Below are 22,199 nucleotides of genomic sequence, written 5' to 3'. Positions count from 1 at the left end.
GTGTTCTGAACGCGGTTTTTTTAGGGTTTTTTCCGGGCAGATAGAGGCTCCAGCAGGTAATAATCGGTCACAAACTCAATCGGCGGTTCAACGTTCAGCCGACTGACGGGTTTGAAACTCTGGCTGCCTATGTAGATGGCGTCAGGGTAGTTGCTTTTCAGGCGCTCCTGCACTTCGCCTGTATTTTTTCTGTCGTGACGTATAAGAATCATTCCTCCGCGAAGGCGGAAATTCTCAGGCTTCATCCAGCGGCTTTCATCAGGATTCAGGCCAAAGAAAGGAACAGGGTTGTCTTTACTGTAAGCGGCCAGCTCTGCAATGTGGTAATGCAGCCCCCCAAGATAGGGCATTGGGTAAGTGTAATATTCCTGCCAGAGTTTTTCTGCATAAGCCATTTCTTCACGGGCAGGCATATATTCATCAGATTCCCAGTATCTGTCTTTATAGAGAGGCTTGTAATACTGATAGCTGGTTCGCAGTGCGCAAAAGGTAATGCCCAGAGCCAGACACCAGACGACAAGAGTCTTAAACTGCTTATAGCTGATTTCTGGCTTTAGCCTGACCAGAATAAAAAGTGGCAGCCAGGCAAAGTAAGGCGTAGCCCATCGTGGAATAAGCTTTTCTCCTGTCATTAACCCAAACAGAAGGGTAAGCACAAAAGGCCCCAGGGCAATGGCTGTCAGGAACAGGGTTTTGAATGAACTGTATTGAATGCTGAGCTTTCTGGCTCGATAAAGAGGGATGCATAACAGCAGCAGGGGAATGATATTGTTAAAACTGTTGAAGGTGAATGACAGAGGGTAATAAAGTCGACCCGGCCAGTCTGAATCGGGCTGCCTGTTGGGATTATCAACGTAGGTTTCTTCCAGATAATTCACTGCTGCAAAGTCGTTATTCATCAGCCATTGCAAATGGGGCAGAATAATCAGAGTTGCTAAAATAGCTCCCAGCCATGGACCTGCAGTTTTAAGGCTTTTTTGGCCTTCCTGAGTTATAAACAGAACCACCAATAATGGCAGAAATAAAACCGCGGCTTGATATTTGGCAAGAACAGCCAGACCTGCCAGTACACCAGTCAACAGCCAGTATTTCAGGGATTCGCGGGTCACAGCGAAATAAAACGTTAAGGCCAGCAATGCCCAGACCGGCCCCTGAATGGTATCGGGTGTGACTCGTTCTACCCGGTTGCTGTAAAACAGCACCCCCTGTAACAAAAAGGCAGCCAGCAAGGCACTATGCTCTGGCAGATACTCTCTGGCAAGACGCCATACGGCGATAAACACAATAACGATGGATAACTGCGCCAGGAAATACACCGGAAGGTCTGAAGTGTCACTTAAATTTGCAAACAAAGCAGTTACCCAGGCAGCCAGTGGTGGGTGCTTGTCGTAACCCCATTGCCACAGGTTTCCCCAGGTGATGCCTTCCAGAGTATCCGAGTTGAGCGTATGTCGAACCCAGTTAGGAGCCAGTGTCCACAGGGTAAGCTGGAACAGGCAGAGGAGGCTGAGCCAGCGCAGCGGATGTTTCAGAAATTTTTTGGTACTAGGGTGCTGGTCATCCATAGGCTTTTCGTAATGATTGAATCAGTTTTATTGTTGGTAGGATGTTATTAACCATGAGTTAATTACATGACAGTGTTCTCGGAAAATTTTATGAGCTTAATCGTGTTTTCAGTGCAGTCAGAAGAAAAGTTGTTACTGTTAAGATAATTATACTCCTGCAACCTGGCTTCTGCGTGGTCAATACTATCGGGGGTTACCAACAGGGCAGGGTGGCACATTATCAGGCCGTGATCTTTTAAATGCCTCATCCAGTGTCGCATGTATTGCCTGAACGGCTGGTTTGGGGCTAAAGAATAAACACCGGCAAAGGCTCGGTTATGATGAATCTGGTTTGACTGCAATTGCCTGTGAAACACTCTTGCGCCACTCTGGACAATAATCCGGGCTTTTATGTCTGAAGCGTTGTAGTGCATTGGATGAACACTGCGAACCCAGAAACGATCTGACAGCGAATAACGGGTGATCACTTTCAGCAGGGCATCACGAACCTGGGGCAAGTGGTGTACGTGCTGATGGCCGTCAATAAAGTCAGGAAAAAAACCCGTTGCAGATGTGAAGGCTTCAAGCTGTGCTCTGGTCTCTTCAATCAGGTTCGATGTGTTCAGTAGTCTTAAATGGCTGAGTGCCAGTATTTTGCCAAGGCCGGGAAGACCATTAACATACCCATTGCTCAGTCCGCTGCCTTCAGTAAAGTTAAGGTGCAGACCAACATCTGCCTGAGCCCGAATGTCTGCAATATACTGGACTGATTCCTGCCAGTACGGTGAGGTAACCAGACAACTGGTTGCCTGTACCCGCTTCTGTTGGATCAGCTTGACAATAGCTTTCGACACCTGAGGGTGCATACCGTAGTCGTCGGCGCAAAGAGTCAGTGATTTCATCGGAACGCCCAGTATTTGCTAAGGGTAAAGGTGATGACTGGGATAGTAATCAGGACAATAAAGCTGGCGACCAGATAGTGCAGTGGTGTGTACAGAAACAGCAGTGTGTATAACGCCTGGTTGAGGAGAAAGCTGCACAATAACTGGATGATCAGGTACCGAAACGCGGCATGGTGGTTATGGGACTTATGGTTGAAAGTCCAGAGGCTCTGACCAGAAAAGCTGACCGTAAAGGCACAGAAGAAGGCGAGAATGTTTGCGACAACCGGGTCAAGGGCGAGAAAGTTCACAATCAGCCAGAGCGAGGCGAGATGAACCAGTGCTGCCAGGGCGCCTACCACGGTAAACTTGATGATTTGCATGGATAACCGTTGTTCTGTGGACGTACTAGTGTTTTTTCTTAAAACCGATCTGACGTTGAATCAGGTACCTTGGTCTCTGTTTGACTTCATTGAATATACCGGCAATGTATTCCCCCAGCACCCAGAGCGACAACAGTTGTATCCCCCCGATAAAAGTAATAGCAACAATAACCGTTGGCCAGCCAGGCAAAGGTGTGCCAAGGAACAGGGTTTTAAATATGATAAAAAAGGCATAAAACACGGAAACAATAGAAATCAGTAACCCCAGTCCGCCAACAATACGCAGAGGCAGGGTAGTGAATGCCGTAATGCCAGACAGGGCCAGGTTCGTCAGTTTGGCAAAGCCCCAGCCTGATTCGCCAGCCATTCTGTCCTGAACCTGAAAGGGCAGGCCGATGGTTTTATAACCTACCCAGGCGTAGATGCCTTTCATAAAGCGGTTGCGCTCGGGCAGGGACTTGAGCGCTTCAACCACCTTGCGATCCATCAGGCGAAAATCACCTGCGTGTGCAGGGACATTGATTCCTGTACTAGAGTGCATAATCTGGTAAAAAAGCTGGGCGCCTTTTTTCTTGAGATAAGGCTCATCGTGGCGGTTCTGGCGTATGCCATAGACCATCTGATAGCCCTGGCGCCAGTAATCAACAAAGACCGGAAGCATGTCCAGCGGGTGCTGGAAGTCGGCATCAATCAGAATAACAGCATCGCTGTCGGTTGCATCAATACCAGCTGTCAAAGCGGTTTCCTTGCCAAAATTCCGAGAGAGTTCGATCAGTTTGATGTGCTGGCCATCGCAATAGCTTTCGACCAGCTGAACGGTGTTGTCCTGGCTACCATCATCTACCACGACGATTTCATAGTCTGGCGTGATTCCCTGCAGGCGCTCTTGTAATGCCTCGAGAAACTGTACAATGACCGGTCCTTCGTTGAAAACGGGTACGACACAGCTCAGGCTGAAGGATGTGTTGTCGGTCATCAGCGCTCCGGGCGATTCTTTTAATGATTATTAGTGACAGATCAGTTAACACCACCATTATAAACGGTTATTGTTGTAAACCCTAATTACATGACCCGGGGCAGGCTCTGTTACAGCCCATAAGGTTGTCGCCATGTTTTCGGCTTTGAGGTTTGATATGAGAAAGGAAGTGCTTTGGGGTGCAGGTCTTGCAGTGGGTATAGGCGCGATTGTGACGGGGCTGTTTCTGCTGCCTGATAACAACAACGAAAATGTGACGGAGCTGCCGGTAGAAGCCATCATTGAGGAAACCATGATTTTTCCAGACCCGGTTGGCGTGGAGCCGGTTTTTCCTGAAGGCTATGATTTTGACAAAGACGATGATGCTGGTGCCGTTACACGGATTCTGATTGAAAATGGCACAGAGGATGCCGACGAGATTTCAAGTATCCTTTCTGAAAAAGTCATTATCGATAATCAGGTGGTGGATAAGTCCGGGGGGCTCACACCATAGCGCAGTTAAAAAATAGTGCAGTTAAAAGCAAGGTGTAGGATATTTCTTACAGTAAATGCCGTGATCTGCCTATAGCTCGCTCTGCCCGGGTGTTGTTATCTTGTAAGTGCAAGGACAGCGCTCATCACAAGGAAGTGATACAACCTGCCAGGGACTCGGCGGGTTACTTTTTATTACTTTCCTCTGAATATACTTTTCCCACCATACAACATTGCAAAAAACTCTTATCTCTGATGAACTTTATAGCGATTGACTGATAGTCTGATAACTGTATTCAAATAACTATTTTCCAAAAAATGGATTATCGAAAAGGATGTTATGTACCCTCTTATACGTCTATTGACGTCCAGCATTAAAGCCAGATTTTCATCACGCATTTCTGTCAGTGATCTCTGTGAGACCACCTTTCGCTGTCGTCCATGGGATCTGGATATGTTTATGGAGGTCAATAATGGTCGGATGCTGACTTTGTATGATATTGGCCGGTTCGATCTATCGATCCGCACGGGTCTGTCTGAGGTCTTGCGACGCAACCGCTGGGGCTTTGCGGTGGCGGGCAGTTCTGTGCGTTACCGCCGACGGGTCAGAATGTTTGACCGGGTCACCATACGGACTCAACTGGTTGGGATAGATGACCGGTGGACTTACGTTGCCCAGTCTATGTGGGTTAAGGGACAGCCAGCTTCGTCTGTATTGCTGCGAACAGCGGTGACCAGTAAAAGCGGGGGGGTTCCAACGCAGAAAGTTCTGGACGAGATGGGGCTTGAACAATGGGAAACAGAACTGCCTGAGTGGGTCAGATCCTGGGTCGAAGGAGATGCACTAAGGCCCTGGCCACCGGAGCCTTAAGTTGACTGAACAGAGGCGTCGTTGCTGTGTTCTTCCTGCCCGTGATATTCTCTCGTTAATCCAGCATTTGATGGGATCGTTATGTCGCCACTCATAGAGCCAGAAGTCCTGGCTACGCTGCTCAATAATGAGCGCATTGCCATCATTGATGCCCGTTATGACCTTGCCAATCCCTCAGCGGGATATTCTCTCTATAACCAGAGCCATTTGCCGGGTGCCTGTTATGCCGACCTGGAAGGCGATTTGTCAGGTGCCATTATCCCTGGCAAAACAGGACGGCACCCGTTACCTGAACCCGATGTTTTTGCAGAACGGGTTCGCTCTTGGGGAGTTAACGACGATACTCATGTTGTTGTGTATGACGATGGCGGCCATGCCATGGCAGCAAGGGCCTGGTGGCAGCTGCGCTGGATCGGAGTGCAGCATGTGAGTGTTCTACATGGAGGCTTTAAAGCCTGGCTCGCAGGTCGGTATCCGCTGACTTCAGAACGGCCAGAGATCCACTCCAGTCAGTTTATCAGCCATTTACACGACGAAGAGACGGTTTCGGCACAGGACATTCTCAGCCAGCTTGATGATCCTTGTTTTAGTCTGGTGGATGCACGTTCCTATGAGCGTTTTGCAGGAGAGTCTGAACCCATTGATGCCCGAGCCGGGCATATTCCCGGGGCTCTGTGTCATCCATTTTCAGACAATATGGATGATGAAGGACGCTTCCTTGCGGCAGAGTCACTCAGACAGACCTTTAACGCCTTGTTGCCTGCTGGCCTTAAGCCCGTCTTCTATTGTGGCTCAGGCGTTACGGCGTGCCACAATATTCTGGCAATGGAATATGCCGGGCTGGCGGGGGCGAAACTTTATCCGGGATCATGGAGCGAATGGATAACCGATGAATCTCGTCCGGTTGCAATGGGCCAGAGGCGTCAGGGATAAGCTCCCTGACGTCCATATCGTTATCGGCGCAGTGGTGTCAGCTCGCGGATCTCTTTTTCTCCCGCCAGTTTCATGATGACCTGATCCTGAGTATGAAAACCGGAAATGCACATTTCTACTTCATAGTGGTCACGATCAATATTGCGTTCTGCCGAGAAATGATTGATTTTCAGGTCATAACTGGCGTCGGAATGAAGAACCTTTTCCAGGTTGCCGAGGCTGCCTGTGGTGACCAGTCTCAGTTTCAGATAACTCACTGTCTTGTCCTTTTACTATGAAAATGCGGTTGATCAAGCTTTATCACGCTGGCTTGTTCTGAATTAACGGCATTTTCAGCTCATGGTTGATTGTTAACTTTGCACTGGTTCCCTTGCTGCAAAAGTCTGCAAGGTTTTTTTACCCGAAAAAAAAGCCCCCGGATCGTTTTCGATGCGGGGGCCTGTTCTGTGCCTTTCAGCTATCCACAACAGACCCCGCACCGCATAATCATGGTGCGTTTAATCATGGTCTTGGTCACAGATAGATGGAAAAGCATGCTAGGTAAAATTGTCTGGTTGAATTCGTAATGTACTGTATAACAGTGAATTTTTGCTGTGTAAAGTACGGATTTAAAATTGGTACTTTAGTGATCTTTTTTGTGTGCCTGTCTGTGAATTTTTTGGGTTATGCTGGCGACGGTGTTTACTTGTGCAATTGCAAAAATGTTTACGTATAAGACACAGCTTTGTTGAAATATCTGTTGTACTATTGCCAGCTGAGTAAAAATTGATTCATGAGAGAAGTGAATGAAGCAGTGGAATATTGACAGCTGGAGAGAGATGCCAGTTATCCAGTTGCCAGAGTATCCAGACAAGGCTCATCTGCAGCAGGTTGAAAACCGCCTGCGTAAAATGCCGCCGTTGGTATTTGCTGGTGAGGTGCGCGAATTACGCAGACGCCTGGCTCAGGCGACAGAAGGAAATGCCTTCCTGCTGCAGGGCGGAGATTGTGCTGAGAGCTTTCTGGAGTTCAGTGCCGATAATATCCGTGACACCTTTAAAGTTCTGATGCAGATGGCGGTGGTTCTGACCTTTGGTGCCAGTTCACCTGTGATCAAGGTTGGCCGGGTAGCGGGTCAGTTTGCCAAGCCGCGTACATCCGGTACAGAAACCATTAATGGTCTGGAACTGCCAATCTACCGTGGCGATATTATTAATGCCATGGACTTTTCGGCTGAAAGTCGTACACCTGACCCGGAACGCATGTTGATGGCTTACCATCAATCGGCTTCTACCCTGAACCTGTTGCGCGCTTTTGCTCAGGGCGGCCTGGCCTCCCTTGAGCAGGTGCATGCCTGGAACCTGGATTTTGTGGCGAACAGTCCGCAATCAGAGCAATACTCACACCTTGCCGACCGGATTGATGAAGCACTGGACTTTATGAGAGCCTGCGGTATTACGGCTGAAAACTCGGCTGCTATCAGCGAAACGGATCTTTATACTTCCCACGAGTCACTGTTACTGCCTTATGAACAGGCAATGACCCGTCGGGATAGCCTGACAGGTGACTGGTATGACTGCTCTGCTCATATGCTGTGGATTGGTGACCGTACCCGTCAGGTGGACGGTGCGCACGTTGAATTTGCCCGGGGTATTCATAACCCGATTGGCCTGAAAGCGGGACCAACCCTGCCTCCGGAAGACTTGATTCGTCTGATTGATCTGCTGAATCCGGAGAATGAAGCAGGTCGCTTGAATGTGATTGTGCGCATGGGGGCTGATAACGTTGAGAAAGGGCTGCCTGACCTGATTCGAGCCGTTGAGCGAGAGGGTAAAAAAGTACTGTGGAGCTGTGACCCAATGCACGGCAACACGATTAAAGCGGATAATGGCTATAAGACCCGTGAAGTCTCAAAAATTCTGAGTGAAGTGAAGCAGTTCTTTGAAGTACACCGTGCTGAAGGCACTTATGCTGGTGGTGTTCACTTTGAGATGACGGGGCAGAATGTCACTGAGTGTATTGGTGGAGCCCGCCCGGTAACGGTCGACAGCCTGGGCAACCGCTACCATACACATTGTGATCCTCGCCTGAATGCAGATCAGGCTCTGGAACTGGCCTACCTGATTGCTGAAACAATGAAGGATTGCCGCAAGCTGCGCAATGAGTGAAACGTGATGATTAAAGGTCGGATCAAAGTCGTACAGGGCGATATTACCAAAATCGCTGTTGATGGCATTGTGAATGCTGCCAATAGCCGCCTGGCTGGTGGCGGCGGGGTTGATGGAGCCATACATCGTGCGGCAGGGGCTGCACAGCTTCAACAGGCCTGTCGGGAATACGACGGCTGTCCTACAGGGCAGGTGCGAGTGACTCCGGCCTTTAATCTTCCTGCAAAAAAAATCCTGCATACTGTTGGCCCTGTATGGCAGGGCGGCGAGGCAGGCGAGACCGAATTATTACGCTCCTGTTATCAAAAGACCCTTGAACTTGCTGATCAGGAACAGCTGACCAGTATTGCTTTTCCAGCTATCAGTTGCGGTGTTTACGGTTACCCTTACGAAGAAGCGGCACATATTGCTATCACCACGGTTGTTGAGTGGTTAAAAGAGTCTGCTTGCCCTGAAGAGGTTGTATTTGTTCTTTTTGATCAGGCGATGACAGATATTTATCGTCGTCTTTTGCATGAAATCGTCCAGCGTCAGCCTGACTGTAAGGATTGACAGAAATAGTCAATTCACTAAAATAAATCATCAAATATAATCGGCGTGTAGCGCAGCCTGGTAGCGCATTTCGTTCGGGACGAAAGGGTCGGAGGTTCGAATCCTCTCACGCCGACCACACTTCCCCCCCCCACTGACATCCCAGCCAGCCTAAAAACTCCTTATACCAAAAGCCTTTTAGCTATTCTTTGCCGATAATGGTTCGGTTAAATCCGTCTCCATCCACATTCGAGCGTTTTAAGTCATAGAGCAACGAATAAAGACAAAACATCCATAGAGAAATGCCTGTCGCTTCAAAAAGCAATCTGAGTGAGGCTATCATGCAAAAAGAAAGCGATGTAACGGAATTGCTTCCAATGAACATTGACCGGAGTCGTTAAGATGCCCCTGTTGAGGTTTCACGGGTAAGCGTTGTTGGCTGAACGCTTATGAAATGTCGTCAGTATAGTGATTTTTTTGAGCCAATTTAGTACAGCGATACATTATAAAATGACATAATAGTACCACTCAAAAATCAAACTTGTTGAAGACTGTTGCCCGAGTAATGACTGACCATTGCTCATGTCTAAGCGGTAGCGTGCCTGTTATAGTCTGGATAAAGGACTTTTTACGGCGTTGCCGCCTTTATTCAAAACATGAGTGTAAATTTGCGTGGTTCGCAGGTCTTTATGTCCCAGTAGCTCTTGCACTGTACGAATATCGTACCCGTCTTCCAGGAGATGCGTAGCAAAGCTGTGCCTGAATGTATGACAAGAAACGGATTTAGCAATGCCTGCCTGCTTAACAGCCTGCTTAACTTGTTTTTGCAAGTGGCTATCGCTGAAGTGGTGTCGCCTTTTTTTACCTGATCTTGGGTCAATCGAAAGCCTGTTAGATTGAAAAATATATTGCCAATGAAAGCTTCTGGCCTGGTCCGGGTACTTTTTAGCCAGGGCATTAGGCATCCAGACTTCATGACAATTTTCCAGCTTATCGAGATTGTAATAGTATTTGGCTTTTTTAATTTGTTGTTTCAGTTTCGGGATCACTGTATCAGGTAGAATTGTGACCCGATCCTTGCGTCCCTTGCCGTCACGGACAACAAAACACTGATGGTCAAAATCAACATCCTTGATCCTGAGTCGAAGTACTTCCATTAGTCTGAGACCTGACCCGTACAATAACTGAACCATCAGGAGCGCTGTTTCTTGTAAACATTTCATGACTTTACGAACCTCTTCCCGTGAGAGTACTACCGGAAGTTTTTGAGGAGTCTTAGCCCGGACAGCATCAATATCTTTCAGTGGTCGACCTAAAACTTCTCGATACAAAAAAAGAATCGAAGAAAAAGCAAGGTTTTGCGTATTTGGTGCCACTTGTTTATCTACCGCAAGCCATGTTAAAAATTGAATGACTTCTTCATTTCCCATTTCTTCAGGATGCTTGTAGTTATGGTATCGAATAAATGTCTTGATCCAGTGACAGTAAGAATCTTCTGTCCTGTAACTGTAATGTTTTAATCTTATTTGCTTTCGAACTCGTACCATAAGTCGCTCAGACATACTGATACCTTGTTGTGTATATTTATACAGTATATATAGTCGCTCTGAATTTATGGTCAAATATTTATTTATCGGCTTAATTCAGAACCCTACTCATAAGCTGACCAGAACTCATGACACATAGGGATTTTACAAACATAGAGCCTTGCGTATTATGCAGATAAAAAGGCATTTTATGCAGAATTTGAGGATTAGTAGGACTCGTCAGGAAGTATGGCAAAAAAGTGTCTTCATCAGTAATGTTGCCTCAATTACGGATGAGTAGTTCTACTAAGCGTTAGGTGCCGTTAACTCAGTGCCAAAGGTGCATATCTTCAGGCTTTGTTTTCGCTGAGAGTTCTTTTGTTCAAACCGGTTAGTTTAATAAACGCCGATGGTTTATTTGTCCGATTCTGACGGTGAGTTCAGGTCAATTTGTGAGTTTGGTTCCGTTCAACCGGTTAGTTTAATAAACGTCGATGGTTTATCTGTCCGATTCTGGCGGTGAGTTCAGGTCAATTCGTGAGTTTGGTTCCGTTCCACGGTTGAGATTTTTCTGGCTCTCAACCTTTTGGTTGGTTGCCACCTTGCAAGTACAGAGCCTCTCTCAACGTTGGGGCTGGTTTGGAGTTTCTGGCGAGTAGCTTTGATTTCCAATATCAAGTAATCAACAGCGCCAGTATTGGCTTGGTCACCTTCTCAGCAGGTGCTGGCTGGAGATTCAAACCAGTTTGATGGTTTTTGGTTCGGTCCCACGGTCAGGTTTCTACAAGCTCTCAACGGTGCAGAGTATAATCTTAACTTCTTTGCCTTTCTCAGCAATGCATAGTGGAAAGCTCTGAGTAAACGGAGAGAGGAGCTATTTCAAGTGCGTTGCTCAAAATTAACAACAGAGTTGCGAGGGCACCTAACAAATGGTTCCAGTTCGTTCCGGGGCTTCGCCCCTCCACCCGACCGCCTTCGGCGGCGGCTGAACCAGGCGTTATGTGCCTTTAGACACTTGGTCATTTCTGTCGTGTAGTTAATTGCTGTTGTTAGTTGGGGTCTGGAAGTCTTTCCCAAGCTGGCGAAATAGATTTTACCCAGCAATAATCAGTGTCGTGCAATGCCAGCATAAAGTTCAGTTCTCTTTCCTGCTGCCAAGTGGGCTTTGTGAATGGTAGCGGCAGGGGGGGCTCGCCAGCACAAAGCTTTGATTATTTTGCCAGTTCATTCAAGCTGGCTGCAGCTTCCGAGTGTTTACCGCTTGGAATGGCAGCTTATAGTTTGGTGCGCCTTGCAAGGGTTAGTTCAGTGCTATGCTGGCAATCAGGCTTGGGTGTTCGTGCAACGCCAGCCCAGAGTTTTTGGCTTCTGCGTTTTCAGCAACACCGAGTATAGCGGGTAGCAGTACGGAGTGACTTTAAGGGTCTGCCCAGCAAAGAGTTCAAACAAAGCAACGGCACATAACAAATGGTTCCAGTTCGTTCCGGGGCTTCGCCCCTCCACCCGACCGCCTTCGGCGGCGGCTGAACCAGGCGTTATGTTCACTCAGCGAGTTCTACCTGTTCGATGGGATTAAAATCGACTACACCATAAAAACGCTCGCCTGTTTCTGGTGACTTCATTCCTACGATTCGTAAGCCTGCGGGTAAAGGAATATGGATAGTCGCTTCATCAACAGCAACCTCAACATCCATAAGCCCAAACTGGTAGTCGTTGTCTTCATGCTCTGTTTTAAGAAAATCTGACACGTCGCAAGAGTCATAAATAAACGGGACATCAACAGACTGATATACCAGTTCCCAATTATCAGGCAGCTCAAGTTTTTTCGCCGCAAACTGGCGATGTTTTTCGTTAAATACACTCATTTTTTTAGTCCTGTGCAATTCGTGAACATAACAAGTCGCTCCAATTCGTTCCGGCTGCGCCTCCACCCGACCAGCCTACGGCTGGCGGTTGAGCTTCAGCGTTAGGTGCCAAGAGTTCAGTGCAAAGGGTACACATCTTTAATCTCTGTCTTTGCTGAGAGTTTTTTGTGCAAACCGGTTAGTTTAATAAATGTCGATGGTTTGTCTGTCCAATTCTGGCGGTGAGTTCAGGTCAATTCGTGAGTTTGGTTCCGTTCCACGGTTGAGATTTTTCTGGCTCTCAACCTTTTGGTTGGTTGCCACTTTGCAAGTACAGAGCCTCTCTCAAGGTTGGGGCTGGTTTGGAGTTTCTGGCGAGCAACTCTGATTTCCAATATCAAGTAATAAACAGCGCCAGTATTGGCTTGGTCACCTTCTCAGCAGGTGCTGGCAGGAGATTCAAACCAGTTTGATGGTTTTTGGTTCGGTTCCACGGTCAGGTTTCTATAAGCTCTCAACGGTGCAGAGTATAATCTTAACTTCTCTGCCTTTCTCAGCAGTGCACGGTGGGAAGCTCTGAGTAAACGGAGAGAGGAGCTATTTCAAGTACGTTGCTCAAAATTAACAACAGAGTTGCGAGGGCACCTAACAAATGGTTCCAGTTCGTTCCGGGGCTTCGCCCCTCCACCCGACCGCCTTCGGCGGCGGCTGAACCAGGCGTTATGTTCACTCAAGTAGTTCTGGTGTTTCATAAATATTACCGACGACTGATTCAATATCTTCGATCACATCTTGGTAATCTAGCCGATCAGTACCAAAAGCCCAGTAGCCGCAACAGTCCCATTCAACTTTGCAATTACCAACACCAGCAATCCTAACAATGTCGCCCTCATAAATGTCTGTGCCTTGTTTATCTTTCAATCCAGTAAATTGCAGGATAGTGATTGGTTGACGCTCATGCAGCCAGTTAAAAACATCACCTTCAAAACCCTGATCTCTGTGCGGGATCATTGATTTTGCGCCGTCATGCCATGCTTTGAATTTGAATCTCATGTTTCTAGTCCTGTGCAATTCGTGAACATAACAAATCGTTCAAGTCCGGTCGCTTCGCTCCCCCGACTGCCTTCGGCAGCGGCTTAACTCAAGCGTTATGTGCCTTTAGACGCTTGGTCATTTCTGTCGTGTAGTTAATTGCTGTTGTTGGTTGGGGTCTGGAAGTCTTTCCCAAGCTGGCGAAATAGATTCTACCCAACAATAATCAGTGTCGTGCAATGCCAGCATAAAGTTCAGTTCTCTTTCCTGCTGCCAAGAGGTTTCTGTGCATGGTAGCGGCAGGGGGGCACGCCAGCACAAAGCTTTGATTATTTTGCGAGTTCATACATGCTGGCCGCAGCTTCTGAGTGTTTACCGCTTGGAGTGGCAGCTTATAGTTTGGTGCGGCTTGCAAGGGTTAGTTCAGTGCCATGCTGGCAATCTGGTTTGGGTGTTCGTGCAACGCCAGCCCAGAGTTTTTGGCTTCTGCGTTTTCAGCAACACCGAGTTTAGCGGGTAGCAGTTCGGAGTGACTTTAAGGGTCTGCCCAGCAAAGAGTTCAAACAAAGCAACGGCACATAACAAATGGTTCCAGTTCGTTCCGGGGCTGCGCCCCTCCACCCGACCGCCTTCGGCGGCGGCTGAACCAGGCGTTATGTTGCTACAGCTAGTTTCTCCAACCGCTGAAGGGTTTGTTCGACTGAAGCACGTTTACCCAGAGCAAACAACGATGGTCGTACAGTTCAGCAAAAGTGTGATAGCCGTCTGATACTTGGCTAACGTCACAAGGGAGTATAATTTTATTATCCATTCTAATAGTTCCTCATTTTACTTTACACATAGCCAGCCATTCCATCATAGTTTCTCGATTGTTTTTCAAATTGTATTCTTCTGGTTCATCGCTTACACCTTTCATTTTTTCAATTATATATAGGTTGTTATTTCTCAAATCTAGCGTTAGCCATTTCACTTTAGTTTCGTGCCTATCAATTTCTTTTCCCTTTGCTTTAGGGTGTCTTGACTCATTAATGCTTTGATATTCTTTAAACGATTTCATGTAAACTCCGTCGTTTATTTATATTTAGCTTTGTGCAATGCAACATAACAAATGCTTCCAGTTCGTTCGCTGCGCTCACCCGACCTCACTTCGTTCGGCGGCTGAAGCAGGCGTTATGCCCCTAACACCAACCTTAATTCACAATTTGTAAATCTATCTAAAGCGTGCTAAAGTTCACAATAAGTGAATGTAGAGGCTGTTATGCACGTTATCTCAAGAAAGCCGTTTAACGAAGCTGCAAAGAAATACCCAAATGATGCAGCTGCTATTGATGCTGCATATAAGTCATTGAGAAATGGTGACTTTCATAGTCCTAACGAGCTGAAAGCACTCTTTCCAAGCTTGGATAACTTCAAGTACAAAGATAAATGGTGGGTGATTGATATTGGTGGTAACAACCTCAGGCTCATAGCTTTCATTGAGTTCAGAGATAGCCGTATGTATGTGAAACATATTGTCACTCACGCTGAATACGACAAATTATGCAAGAAGTACGCAAAGGAGGCAGGTTCATGAGATTCTCAAATATAAAGCAAAAAGCTGTAGACTTCTTCTCTGAAGCCAGCTTTGTCGGGCATATTCATAATGAAGCTGAATACGAACAAGCCCTGGAGTTAATGGATGAACTCATTGAGGATTACGACAAATATCTTCCACTAATTGAGGTGCTTTCTGCTTCAATCGAAAAATGGGAGAATGAGTCTGAACAATTCTCTGAGTTCAATAAAAGAATTGAAGCACTGGATGATGGGGTTGCAATCCTTAGAACAATAATGGATCAGTATCAGTTAAAGGCTGATGACTTGAAAAATGAGTTGGGAAGCAAAAGTCTTGTATCTATGATTCTTAATGGCTCAAGAAATCTTACCAGAGATCATATTCAAGCACTTTCACAGCGATTCAAAATCTCACCATCTGTGTTTTTCAACGGGGCATAACAAATGGTTCCAGTTCGTTCCGGGGCTTTGCCCCTCCACCCGACCGCCTTCGGCGGCGGCTGAACCAGGCGTTAGGTGCCAAGAGTTCAGTGCAAAGGGTACACATCTTCAATCTTTGTCTTTGCTGAGAGTTTTTGTGCAAACCCGCTGGCTCTGTAAACGTCGATAGTTTATTGATTCAGTTTTATCGGAGAGTTCCAGCAAATTTCTGGGTTTGGTTCCGTTCCACGGTTGAGATTTTTCTGACTCTCAACCTTTTGGTTGGTTGCCACCTTGCAAGTACAGAGCCTCTTAGTTTATTGATTCAGTTTCATCGGAGAGTTTCAGCAAATTTCTGGGTTTGGTTCCGTTCCACGGTTGAGAATTTTCTGGCTCTCAACTTTTTGGTTGGTTGCCACTTTGCAAGTACAGAGCCTTTCTCAAGGTTGGGACTGGTTTGGAGTTTCTGGCGAGCAGCTCTGTTTTCCAATATCAAGTAATAAACAGCGCCAGTATTGGCTTGGTCACCTTCTCAGCAGGTGCTTGCAGGAGATTCAAACCAGTTTGATGGTTTTTGGTTCGGTTCCACGGTCAGGTTTCTACAAGCTCTCAACGGTGCAGAGTATAATCTTAACTTCTCTGCCCTTCTCAGCAGTGCATGGTGGAAAGCTCGGAGTAAACGGAGAGAGTAGCCATTTCAAGTACGTTGCTCAAAATTAACAACAGAGTTGCGAGGGCACCTAACAAATGGTTCCAGTTCGTTCCGGGGCTTCACCCCTCCACCCGACCGCCTTCGGCGGCGGCTGAACCAGGCGTTAGCTCGCTTATACAAAAAAACGTAATTGCTCAAAAAATGCAAGCAAAATGATTCTTTTTAGATAGTGCCCCTTGATTTTAAAGGCCTGTAGCTCATGGAACTGAAAAGTAGCCTACGAATTTTAAGCAGTTACAAAAAATCTAAAGGAGTAATGGAAATTATTTTTAAAATATTTCATGTTGTTCTTGTATTCATGGTTGGAATATTAGTATTTCGTTCTTATGTAAATGGTTTTCTAATTTCTGCTACATTCTCCTTGTTTTATTGTGTATTGAATTTATTAATCCCATTCTATCAAAAAAGAAGAAAAGAATACTTCAATAATGAATTAATAATAAGTAAGAAGAAGCTTGGCTTTGATAGTGTAACTATTAAATCACTCTTGATATCTCTTGGATTAATGCTTTTTATTCACATCACTAATGGTATTCAATATTCAGATAAAGGTGAAGATGTTATATTAACAGCATACAAAACGCATAAATCAAAAGGTCTTGAATATTTACAGCTAAAAAATGAAGAATATAATTTAGCGTATCCAGTACCAAGAAAATACGAAAATATCGACATAATAAACAAGCAGTTTTTAGTTGAGCTGAGGGCTGGATTATTTGGACTTGTAGCAATAAAACGAGTCAAACTGATAGACGCAAGCTAACAAATGGTTCCAGTTCGTTCCGGGGCTTCGCCCCTGCACCCGACCGCCTTCGGCGGCGGCTGAACCAGGCGTTATGTGTAGTCAATCAGCTTTATATATCTTGACCAACCACATATCTGTGGTCTCATTATATTCCACTGTTGTTGCCCCATAAATAAATACTGCCCTGAAAGCATCTAGTTCTTTTTTGACACTGAAACTGGTTTTTTCTTCATCTTCCATTTCTCCATATTTTTCAATCATTATTGTTTGATTGGTTTTAGTGCAAGCGAAATAGAATGGTTCTGTTTTCATTACAATTACCTCTTTTAGCTTCTAGTTGGTTGCTATGACTACACATAACAAAGTTTTCCAAAGGACGTACCCTCGGCACGCCTCTGAAAACGGCGTTATGTGCCTTTAGACACTTGGTCATTTCTGTCGTGTAGTTAATTGCTGCTGTTGGTTGGGGTCTGGAAGTCTTTCCCAAGCTGGCGAAATAGATTCTACCCAACAATAATCGGTGTCGTGCAATGCCAGCTTAAAGTTCAGTTCTCTTTCCTGCTGCCAAGAGGTTTCTGTGCATGGTAGCGGCAGGGGGGCACGCCAGCACAAAGCTTTGATTATTTTGCGAGTTCATTCAAGCTGGCCGCAGCTCCTGAGTGTTTACCGCTTGGAATGGCAGCTTATAGTTTGGTGCGCCTTACAAGGATTAGTTCAGTGCCATGCTGGCAATCAGGCTTGGGTGTTCGTGCCACGCCAGCCGAGAGTTTTTGGCTTTTGCGTTTTCAGCAACACCGAGTATAAGCGGGTAGCAGTCCGGAGTGACTTTAAGGGTCTGCCCAGCAAAGAGTTCAAACAAAGCAACGGCACATAACAAATGGTTCCAGTTCGTTCCGGGGCTTCGCCCCTCCACCCGACCGCCTTCGGCGGCGGCTGAACCAGGCGTTATGTGCCTTTAGAAACTTGGTCATTTCTGTCGTGTAGTTAATTGCTGTTGTCGGTTGGGGTCTGGAAGTCTTTCCCAAGCTGGCGAAATAGGTTCTACCCAACAATAATCAGTGTCGTGCAATGCCAGCATAAAGTTCAGTTCTCTTTCCTGCTGCCAAGAGGTTTCTGTGCATGGTAGCGGCAGGGGGCACGCCAGCACAAAGCTTTGATTATTTTGCGAGTTCATACATGCTGGCCGCAGCTTCTGAGTGTTTACCGCTTGGAGTGGCAGCTTATAGTTTGGTGCGCCTTGCAAGGGTTAGTTCAGTGCCATGCTGGCAATCAGGCTTGGGTGTTCGTGCCACGCCAGCCCAGAGTTTTTGGCTTCTGCGTTTTCAGCAACACCGAATTTAGCGGGTAGCAGTCCGGAGTGACTTTAAGGGTCTGCTCAGCAAAGAGTTCAAACAAAGCAACGGCACATAACAAATGGTTCCAGTTTGTTCCGGGGCTTCGCCCCTCCACCCGACCGCCTTCGGCGGCGGCTGAACCAGGCGTTATGTGCCTTTAGAAACTTGGTCATTTTTGTCGTGTAGCCAAGTGCTGTTGTTGTTTGGGGTTTGAAAGTCTTTCCCAAGCTGGCGAAACAGTTTTTTCCCAGCAATAATCAGTGTCGTGCAATGCCAGCATAAAGTTCAGTTCTCTTTCCTGCTGCCAAGAGGTTTCTGTGCATGGTAGCGGCAGGGGGGCACGCCAGCACAAAGCTTTGATTATTTTGCCAGTTCATTCAAGCTGGCCGCAGCTTCGGAGTGTTTACCGCTTGGAATGGCAGCTTATAGTTTGGTGCGCCTTGCAAGGGTTAGTTCAGTGCCATGCTGGCAATCAGGCTTGGGTGTTCGTGCCACGCCAGCCCAGAGTTTTTGGCTTTTGCGTTTTCAGCAACACCGAGTATAACGGGTAGCAGTCCGGAGTGACTTTAAGGGTCTGCCCAGCAAAGAGTTCAAACAAAGCAACGGCACATAACAAATGGTTCCAGTTCGTTCCGGGGCTTCGCCCCTCCACCCGACCGCCTTCGGCGGCGGCTGAACCAGGCGTTATACGCTTATTCAAATTCTCAAAGCCTGAATTAATTTGGAAGATAATTATGGAAATTGGAAAATATTATGATGTCTGTTTTTCAACAGGGCGCTACGAAATTGAATATGAGAACAAAGTAAAATGTATTAAAAAAACACCAAAATCTTATCGTGTCGAAAGGGAAGATGGTTCAACAAGACTGATAAGACAAGATGGAATAATGGAACTAAAAGAAGTTTCAAGATTTTCAAAATAAAGGATTTTATTTTCCGTTTTCACTATCCATATCTTCGATAATTAAAAAGCTATGTGATGATTTATTCATGACCATCGAGAAAGATTTAGAAATTATTGAAAAGTTTCAAGGTGAGTCTCTTACTAAGAGCTTGGCTGAAATTGAAAGTAAAATTTTTGGAATGTCTGCTAACGAATCACTTGGTTTCTGTAAATCTTTTGGTGTAAATGATGATTTAATCAACTCAGTAAGAGCTGTCAAGAAAGTTTCTGGACAAATAAATGTTATTCTTCATGCCACAGCAATTTTAAATTCTCTGAGCAAGCTTCTTAGTGATGGAGAAAAAATTGAAAGTGTTTCCCTTGGAGCAGGAAATACAGGACGAAGATTTGATTTAGAGACAAACTTACAAGTTGCTGAGTTCAAGTTTATTGATTGGCAAGGTGGTGCGGAAACTATAAGACAAAATGGTCTTTTTAAGGATTTTTATAACCTTGCAGAATTTGAAACAGAAAAAGAAAAGAAACACTACGTTGTTGGAACACATTATCCGCTAAAATTCTTCAATGGTGGTCGAGCTTTAACCAGTGTGCTTTCAAAACAGCCTGGAATTATAAGGGCAATTCAAAACAAGTACGGAAATACTGTTAGCAAAACCAGAGATTATTTTGCTATTCACAAAAAATCCGTACAAATTATTGATGTGACACCATATCTACCACGCGTATAACAAATGGTTCCAGTTCGTTCCGGGGCTGCGCCCCTCCACCCGACGCCGCCGTCGGCGGCGCGGCTGAACCAGGCGTTATATTCTCAATTCAATTTCTATGCCAACAGTCATTTTCGGGGATTGGATACCCCGAACAACAATACTGCTCGGCTGTAATACTGGCTCTCCCGCACTGCCCGTACCACCATCAATCGTCGAAGTTCTTCCAGTCAAAGCGTAAACAGTTCGCTCGCTAAAAATATCCCACGATTCTTTTAGGTAATTTATCCAGTCTTCATCCGGCGTTACTTTGCCATTAACTAATTTAGCAGGGATAACACAAATTCCATTCTCGTATTCTCCGGTCAACCAATTTATAGATTTCTCTCCCGTTTCTGATTGGAAATGCCCGAACCGTAAAAAAATAGGCATTGTTTTTGTCATCTTTTTTACAATTATAGTGTCGCCTGTATACGGGTAGTCTTCTATAACCATTATGTATCTCCTTAGTCCGAATATAACAAATGCTTCCAGTTCGTTCGCTTCGCTCACCCGACCGCCTTTCGGCGGCGGCTGAACCAAAGCGTTAGGTGCCATTAATTCAGTGCCAAAGGTGCAACTCTTCAAGCTTTGTCTGTGCTGTGAGTTTTTTTGGTTAGTGCAATAAAGATGATTCTGTCGGTGTCGTCGGTTCAGTGCCAAAGGTGCAACTCTTTAAGCTCTGTCTGTGCTGCGAGTTTTTTGGCTTGTTCAAAAAAAAGATGATTCTGTTTGTGTCGAGAGTTTTTTTGTTCCGTGGCAGCTGGCGTTCAGGCTTTGTCGTTTTTTCCCTATGGTGCAACGCCAGCCCAAGCTTCTGAGTTTTTCTTAAGGGTTGGGGTTGGTTCAGTGTTTCTGGCGTGCAGGCTCAGCCGCTTGATCCATAGCAGCAGTGCTGCGCCAGTATCAGCTTGGTCACCTTCTCAGCAGGTGTTCATAGTAAGTTCAAAGCAGTTTGCAGGTTTTTGGTTCGGTTCCACGGTCAGGCTTTTACAGGCTCTCAGGTTTTTGGCTCAGAGTTTAATTTCAACTGCTCTGCCTTTCTCAGCAGTGCATGGCGGAGAGTCCGCAGCAAATGGAGGGAGGAGTTGGTTCGAGTCCGGTGCCAAGAATCAACAAAGGAGTTGCAAGGGCACCTAACAAATGGTTCCAGTTCGTTCCGGGGCTTCGCCCCTCCACCCGACCGCCTTCGGCGGCGGCTGAACCAAGCGTTATGTGCCTTTAGACACTTGGTCATTTCTGTCGTGTAGTTAATTGCTGCTGTTGGTTTGGGTCTGGTAGTCTTTCCCAAGCTGGCGAAATAGATTCTACCCAACAATAATCAGTGTCGTGCAATGCCAGCTTAAAGTTCAGTTCTCTTTCCTGCTGCCAAGAGGTTTCTGTGCATGGTAGCGGCAGGGGGGCACGCCAGCACAAAGCTTTGATTATTTTGCGAGTTCATTCAAGCTGGCCGCAGCTTCTGAGTGTTTACCGCTTGGAATGGCAGCTTATAGTTTGGTGCGTCTTGCAAGGGTTAGTTCAGTGCCATGCTGGCAATCAGGCTTGGGTGTTCGTGCAACGCCAGCCCAGAGTTTTTGGCTTTTGCGTTTTCAGCAACACCGAGTATAGCGGGTAGCAGTCCGGAGTGAGTTCAAGCGTCTGCCCAGCCAAGAGTTCAAACAAAGCAACGGCACATAACAAATGGTTCCAGTTCGTTCCGGGGCTGCGCCCCTCCACCCGACCGCCTTCGGCGGCGGCTGAACCAGGCGTTATGCTGATGAACAAAATATCTTAATAATGCGTAAGCTGTTGGTATATGGTAAATTATTTTCTGATACAACAGTAGGTTATTAAATCTAGATATATGACAAAGAAAGCAATCATTACTTGGGTAGGTGTTGTTAGCGGAATTCTTACCATACTATTAGCTTTTGGTAATCCGTTCAGTAAAAAAGCATCTCTATCTGCTTATGTAACATCACATGAATTTCTTGAAATACCTAGCCAGCAAGAAGAGTCAAAATTTTCAAGAGATCATATTAGTAAAATTGAAATTACAAACACCGGAGATTTGCCAGCAAGAAAAGTGTACGTTAAATTAAACAGTGGTTATAATTTTGCTCAAATAATAGCAGGCAAAGAAAAATTTAATCACGAGAAATCAGAAGATATTTATATTGATATAATTGAGCCAGATCAAACAATAGAAATTTTTTTTTGGTCTTCATTCTCATATATTTCTTCTAGAAACATTGATGAACGCATTTCTATCTCTTCCCAAGATAGTGGTAAAGCTTCAATAAGAACTGACATTACAGGTGATGGTTTCATCTGGTATATTGAACAATATAAATTTTTCATTCCTAGCTTGATCTTCTTCCTCTTTTATATGCTTATTATGCTAATTGCTGAAACCATGAAAACAAAAGATGGAAAGCAAATTCCTCAAGACACTAAACAACAATTAGAGCTGCTTGAGCATTCTTGGTCAATAGGTCTGCTTTCTGAAGAAGAGTTTCAAGAGAAAGGCTCTAAAATTCTAAAAAAGCACATCATGTAGCACGAATCAGCATAACAAATGGTTCCAGTTCGTTCCGGGGCTACGCCCCTCCACCCGACCGCCTTCGGCGGCGGCTGAACCAGGCGTTATGTGTATTTACAACCTG

General features: G+C 45.9%; 25 protein-coding genes and 1 tRNA gene. 12 read left to right on the top strand and 14 right to left on the bottom strand.

The genetic code is table 11. The annotated features are described in order from the left end of the window. Nucleotides 1–20 precede the first annotated feature (20 nt). From V5J35_RS04300 to V5J35_RS04285, 4 genes are all read right to left on the bottom strand, one after another. Complete coding sequence (locus tag V5J35_RS04300; protein ID WP_354010071.1) at nucleotides 21–1,565, bottom strand: glycosyltransferase family 39 protein; 1,545 nt, start codon at nucleotides 1,563–1,565, stop codon at nucleotides 21–23. A gap of 62 nt (nucleotides 1,566–1,627) precedes the next feature. Next, nucleotides 1,628–2,446 (bottom strand): ChbG/HpnK family deacetylase, encoded by an 819-nt coding sequence (locus tag V5J35_RS04295; RefSeq protein WP_354010070.1) that lies wholly within the window; start codon nucleotides 2,444–2,446, stop codon nucleotides 1,628–1,630. Then, on the bottom strand, nucleotides 2,443–2,808 hold the full coding sequence (locus tag V5J35_RS04290) for a GtrA family protein (RefSeq protein WP_354010069.1): 366 nt from the start codon (nucleotides 2,806–2,808) through the stop codon (nucleotides 2,443–2,445). Before V5J35_RS04290 ends, V5J35_RS04295 begins: the two co-directional genes overlap by 4 nt. Nucleotides 2,809–2,833: 25 nt before the next feature. Continuing rightward, a complete protein-coding gene (locus V5J35_RS04285) occupies nucleotides 2,834–3,784 on the bottom strand; it encodes a glycosyltransferase family 2 protein (protein WP_354010068.1) in 951 nt (316 codons plus the stop codon). Nucleotides 3,785–3,941: 157 nt separating this feature from the next. Between V5J35_RS04285 and V5J35_RS04280 the strand changes: the two genes are divergently transcribed. From V5J35_RS04280 to V5J35_RS04270, 3 genes are all read left to right on the top strand, one after another. Beyond that, entirely contained in the window at nucleotides 3,942–4,277 is a 336-nt protein-coding gene (locus V5J35_RS04280) for a hypothetical protein (protein WP_354010067.1), read from the top strand. 318 nt (nucleotides 4,278–4,595) lie between these two features. Continuing rightward, nucleotides 4,596–5,126: an acyl-CoA thioesterase gene (locus V5J35_RS04275; protein ID WP_354010066.1), complete on the top strand. Its 531-nt coding sequence runs from the start codon at nucleotides 4,596–4,598 to the stop codon at nucleotides 5,124–5,126. A gap of 81 nt (nucleotides 5,127–5,207) precedes the next feature. Then, on the top strand, nucleotides 5,208–6,059 hold the full coding sequence (locus V5J35_RS04270; protein ID WP_354010065.1) for a sulfurtransferase: 852 nt from the start codon (nucleotides 5,208–5,210) through the stop codon (nucleotides 6,057–6,059). Between the two features lie 20 nt (nucleotides 6,060–6,079). On the opposite strand, the gene V5J35_RS04265 is transcribed toward V5J35_RS04270, so the two are convergent. Continuing rightward, nucleotides 6,080–6,316: a hypothetical protein gene (locus tag V5J35_RS04265; protein ID WP_354010064.1), complete on the bottom strand. Its 237-nt coding sequence runs from the start codon at nucleotides 6,314–6,316 to the stop codon at nucleotides 6,080–6,082. A 528-nt stretch (nucleotides 6,317–6,844) separates the two neighbouring features. Here V5J35_RS04265 and V5J35_RS04260 point away from each other — a divergent pair. The 3 genes from V5J35_RS04260 (at nucleotide 6,845) to V5J35_RS04250 (ending at nucleotide 8,876) form a co-directional block, all read left to right on the top strand. Next, nucleotides 6,845–8,206, top strand: coding sequence for a class II 3-deoxy-7-phosphoheptulonate synthase (locus V5J35_RS04260; RefSeq protein WP_354010063.1), 1,362 nt, complete (start codon nucleotides 6,845–6,847; stop codon nucleotides 8,204–8,206). 6 nt (nucleotides 8,207–8,212) lie between these two features. Continuing rightward, nucleotides 8,213–8,758: an O-acetyl-ADP-ribose deacetylase gene (locus tag V5J35_RS04255; protein WP_354010062.1), complete on the top strand. Its 546-nt coding sequence runs from the start codon at nucleotides 8,213–8,215 to the stop codon at nucleotides 8,756–8,758. Between the two features lie 41 nt (nucleotides 8,759–8,799). Next, nucleotides 8,800–8,876: transfer RNA gene (locus tag V5J35_RS04250), tRNA-Pro, on the top strand. A gap of 466 nt (nucleotides 8,877–9,342) precedes the next feature. Here the strand turns inward: V5J35_RS04250 and V5J35_RS04245 are convergent. From V5J35_RS04245 to V5J35_RS04230, 5 genes are all read right to left on the bottom strand, one after another. Further along, entirely contained in the window at nucleotides 9,343–10,299 is a 957-nt protein-coding gene (locus V5J35_RS04245; RefSeq protein ID WP_354010061.1) for an integron integrase, read from the bottom strand. A 1,505-nt stretch (nucleotides 10,300–11,804) separates the two neighbouring features. Then, complete coding sequence (locus V5J35_RS04240; RefSeq protein WP_354010060.1) at nucleotides 11,805–12,128, bottom strand: hypothetical protein; 324 nt, start codon at nucleotides 12,126–12,128, stop codon at nucleotides 11,805–11,807. 705 nt (nucleotides 12,129–12,833) lie between these two features. Continuing rightward, nucleotides 12,834–13,160, bottom strand: a complete 327-nt coding sequence (locus tag V5J35_RS04235) for a YopX family protein (RefSeq protein ID WP_354010059.1) — start codon at nucleotides 13,158–13,160, stop codon at nucleotides 12,834–12,836. Nucleotides 13,161–13,806: 646 nt separating this feature from the next. Beyond that, on the bottom strand, nucleotides 13,807–13,950 hold the full coding sequence (locus V5J35_RS24325; protein ID WP_472924764.1) for a WDGH domain-containing protein: 144 nt from the start codon (nucleotides 13,948–13,950) through the stop codon (nucleotides 13,807–13,809). A 12-nt stretch (nucleotides 13,951–13,962) separates the two neighbouring features. Next, the gene (locus V5J35_RS04230; protein WP_354010040.1) at nucleotides 13,963–14,196 is read right to left on the bottom strand and encodes a hypothetical protein; all 234 of its coding nucleotides are present in this window, start codon (nucleotides 14,194–14,196) and stop codon (nucleotides 13,963–13,965) included. A 201-nt stretch (nucleotides 14,197–14,397) separates the two neighbouring features. Between V5J35_RS04230 and V5J35_RS04225 the strand changes: the two genes are divergently transcribed. The 3 genes from V5J35_RS04225 (at nucleotide 14,398) to V5J35_RS04215 (ending at nucleotide 16,588) form a co-directional block, all read left to right on the top strand. Continuing rightward, nucleotides 14,398–14,712 (top strand): type II toxin-antitoxin system HigB family toxin, encoded by a 315-nt coding sequence (locus V5J35_RS04225; RefSeq protein WP_354010058.1) that lies wholly within the window; start codon nucleotides 14,398–14,400, stop codon nucleotides 14,710–14,712. Next, the gene (locus V5J35_RS04220; protein WP_354010057.1) at nucleotides 14,709–15,134 is read left to right on the top strand and encodes a helix-turn-helix domain-containing protein; all 426 of its coding nucleotides are present in this window, start codon (nucleotides 14,709–14,711) and stop codon (nucleotides 15,132–15,134) included. The genes V5J35_RS04225 and V5J35_RS04220 overlap by 4 nt, the downstream gene beginning before the upstream one ends. Nucleotides 15,135–16,024: 890 nt before the next feature. Then, on the top strand, nucleotides 16,025–16,588 hold the full coding sequence (locus V5J35_RS04215; RefSeq protein ID WP_354010056.1) for a hypothetical protein: 564 nt from the start codon (nucleotides 16,025–16,027) through the stop codon (nucleotides 16,586–16,588). An 81-nt stretch (nucleotides 16,589–16,669) separates the two neighbouring features. Here the strand turns inward: V5J35_RS04215 and V5J35_RS04210 are convergent, their stop codons facing one another. The 3 genes from V5J35_RS04210 to V5J35_RS04200 form a co-directional block, all read right to left on the bottom strand. Further along, nucleotides 16,670–16,882, bottom strand: coding sequence for a hypothetical protein (locus V5J35_RS04210; protein WP_354010055.1), 213 nt, complete (start codon nucleotides 16,880–16,882; stop codon nucleotides 16,670–16,672). Between the two features lie 397 nt (nucleotides 16,883–17,279). Continuing rightward, nucleotides 17,280–17,483: a hypothetical protein gene (locus V5J35_RS04205; protein ID WP_354010054.1), complete on the bottom strand. Its 204-nt coding sequence runs from the start codon at nucleotides 17,481–17,483 to the stop codon at nucleotides 17,280–17,282. 893 nt (nucleotides 17,484–18,376) lie between these two features. Next, nucleotides 18,377–18,604: a hypothetical protein gene (locus V5J35_RS04200; protein WP_354010053.1), complete on the bottom strand. Its 228-nt coding sequence runs from the start codon at nucleotides 18,602–18,604 to the stop codon at nucleotides 18,377–18,379. 34 nt (nucleotides 18,605–18,638) lie between these two features. Here V5J35_RS04200 and V5J35_RS04195 point away from each other — a divergent pair, with 34 nt between their 5' ends. Together V5J35_RS04195 and V5J35_RS04190 are read left to right on the top strand one after the other, a co-directional pair. Then, the gene (locus tag V5J35_RS04195; protein WP_354010052.1) at nucleotides 18,639–18,827 is read left to right on the top strand and encodes a hypothetical protein; all 189 of its coding nucleotides are present in this window, start codon (nucleotides 18,639–18,641) and stop codon (nucleotides 18,825–18,827) included. A gap of 67 nt (nucleotides 18,828–18,894) precedes the next feature. Beyond that, complete coding sequence (locus tag V5J35_RS04190; RefSeq protein ID WP_354010051.1) at nucleotides 18,895–19,536, top strand: hypothetical protein; 642 nt, start codon at nucleotides 18,895–18,897, stop codon at nucleotides 19,534–19,536. 75 nt (nucleotides 19,537–19,611) lie between these two features. Here V5J35_RS04190 and V5J35_RS04185 read toward each other — a convergent pair whose 3' ends face one another. Further along, the gene (locus V5J35_RS04185; RefSeq protein ID WP_354010050.1) at nucleotides 19,612–20,010 is read right to left on the bottom strand and encodes a hypothetical protein; all 399 of its coding nucleotides are present in this window, start codon (nucleotides 20,008–20,010) and stop codon (nucleotides 19,612–19,614) included. Nucleotides 20,011–21,397: 1,387 nt separating this feature from the next. Here V5J35_RS04185 and V5J35_RS04180 point away from each other — a divergent pair. After that, nucleotides 21,398–22,093, top strand: coding sequence for a hypothetical protein (locus V5J35_RS04180; RefSeq protein WP_354010049.1), 696 nt, complete (start codon nucleotides 21,398–21,400; stop codon nucleotides 22,091–22,093). Nucleotides 22,094–22,199: the final 106 nt, after the last annotated feature.

It is taken from the genome of Endozoicomonas sp. NE40 (genome assembly GCF_040549045.1).
GTDB lineage: Bacteria > Pseudomonadota > Gammaproteobacteria > Pseudomonadales > Endozoicomonadaceae > Endozoicomonas_A > Endozoicomonas_A lisbonensis.
The sequence above is the reverse complement of the archived record's forward strand: the minus strand, read 5'-3'. Positions and strand labels throughout refer to the sequence as shown.

Bases quoted from the DNA above. Each gene is read 5' to 3' on its own strand.
- V5J35_RS04300 (WP_354010071.1), bottom strand. From the start codon at position 1,565: ATGGATGACCAGCACCCTAGTACCAAAAAATTTCTGAAACATCCGCTG.
- V5J35_RS04295 (WP_354010070.1), bottom strand. From the start codon at position 2,446: ATGAAATCACTGACTCTTTGCGCCGACGACTACGGTATGCACCCTCAG.
- V5J35_RS04290 (WP_354010069.1), bottom strand. From the start codon at position 2,808: ATGCAAATCATCAAGTTTACCGTGGTAGGCGCCCTGGCAGCACTGGTT.
- V5J35_RS04285 (WP_354010068.1), bottom strand. From the start codon at position 3,784: ATGACCGACAACACATCCTTCAGCCTGAGCTGTGTCGTACCCGTTTTC.
- V5J35_RS04280 (WP_354010067.1), top strand. From the start codon at position 3,942: ATGAGAAAGGAAGTGCTTTGGGGTGCAGGTCTTGCAGTGGGTATAGGC.
- V5J35_RS04275 (WP_354010066.1), top strand. From the start codon at position 4,596: ATGTACCCTCTTATACGTCTATTGACGTCCAGCATTAAAGCCAGATTT.
- V5J35_RS04270 (WP_354010065.1), top strand. From the start codon at position 5,208: ATGTCGCCACTCATAGAGCCAGAAGTCCTGGCTACGCTGCTCAATAAT.
- V5J35_RS04260 (WP_354010063.1), top strand. From the start codon at position 6,845: ATGAAGCAGTGGAATATTGACAGCTGGAGAGAGATGCCAGTTATCCAG.
- V5J35_RS04255 (WP_354010062.1), top strand. From the start codon at position 8,213: ATGATTAAAGGTCGGATCAAAGTCGTACAGGGCGATATTACCAAAATC.
- V5J35_RS04245 (WP_354010061.1), bottom strand. From the start codon at position 10,299: ATGTCTGAGCGACTTATGGTACGAGTTCGAAAGCAAATAAGATTAAAA.
- V5J35_RS04240 (WP_354010060.1), bottom strand. From the start codon at position 12,128: ATGAGTGTATTTAACGAAAAACATCGCCAGTTTGCGGCGAAAAAACTT.
- V5J35_RS04235 (WP_354010059.1), bottom strand. From the start codon at position 13,160: ATGAGATTCAAATTCAAAGCATGGCATGACGGCGCAAAATCAATGATC.
- V5J35_RS24325 (WP_472924764.1), bottom strand. From the start codon at position 13,950: ATGGATAATAAAATTATACTCCCTTGTGACGTTAGCCAAGTATCAGAC.
- V5J35_RS04230 (WP_354010040.1), bottom strand. From the start codon at position 14,196: ATGAAATCGTTTAAAGAATATCAAAGCATTAATGAGTCAAGACACCCT.
- V5J35_RS04225 (WP_354010058.1), top strand. From the start codon at position 14,398: ATGCACGTTATCTCAAGAAAGCCGTTTAACGAAGCTGCAAAGAAATAC.
- V5J35_RS04220 (WP_354010057.1), top strand. From the start codon at position 14,709: ATGAGATTCTCAAATATAAAGCAAAAAGCTGTAGACTTCTTCTCTGAA.
- V5J35_RS04215 (WP_354010056.1), top strand. From the start codon at position 16,025: ATGGAACTGAAAAGTAGCCTACGAATTTTAAGCAGTTACAAAAAATCT.
- V5J35_RS04210 (WP_354010055.1), bottom strand. From the start codon at position 16,882: ATGAAAACAGAACCATTCTATTTCGCTTGCACTAAAACCAATCAAACA.
- V5J35_RS04195 (WP_354010052.1), top strand. From the start codon at position 18,639: ATGGAAATTGGAAAATATTATGATGTCTGTTTTTCAACAGGGCGCTAC.
- V5J35_RS04190 (WP_354010051.1), top strand. From the start codon at position 18,895: ATGACCATCGAGAAAGATTTAGAAATTATTGAAAAGTTTCAAGGTGAG.
- V5J35_RS04185 (WP_354010050.1), bottom strand. From the start codon at position 20,010: ATGGTTATAGAAGACTACCCGTATACAGGCGACACTATAATTGTAAAA.
- V5J35_RS04180 (WP_354010049.1), top strand. From the start codon at position 21,398: ATGACAAAGAAAGCAATCATTACTTGGGTAGGTGTTGTTAGCGGAATT.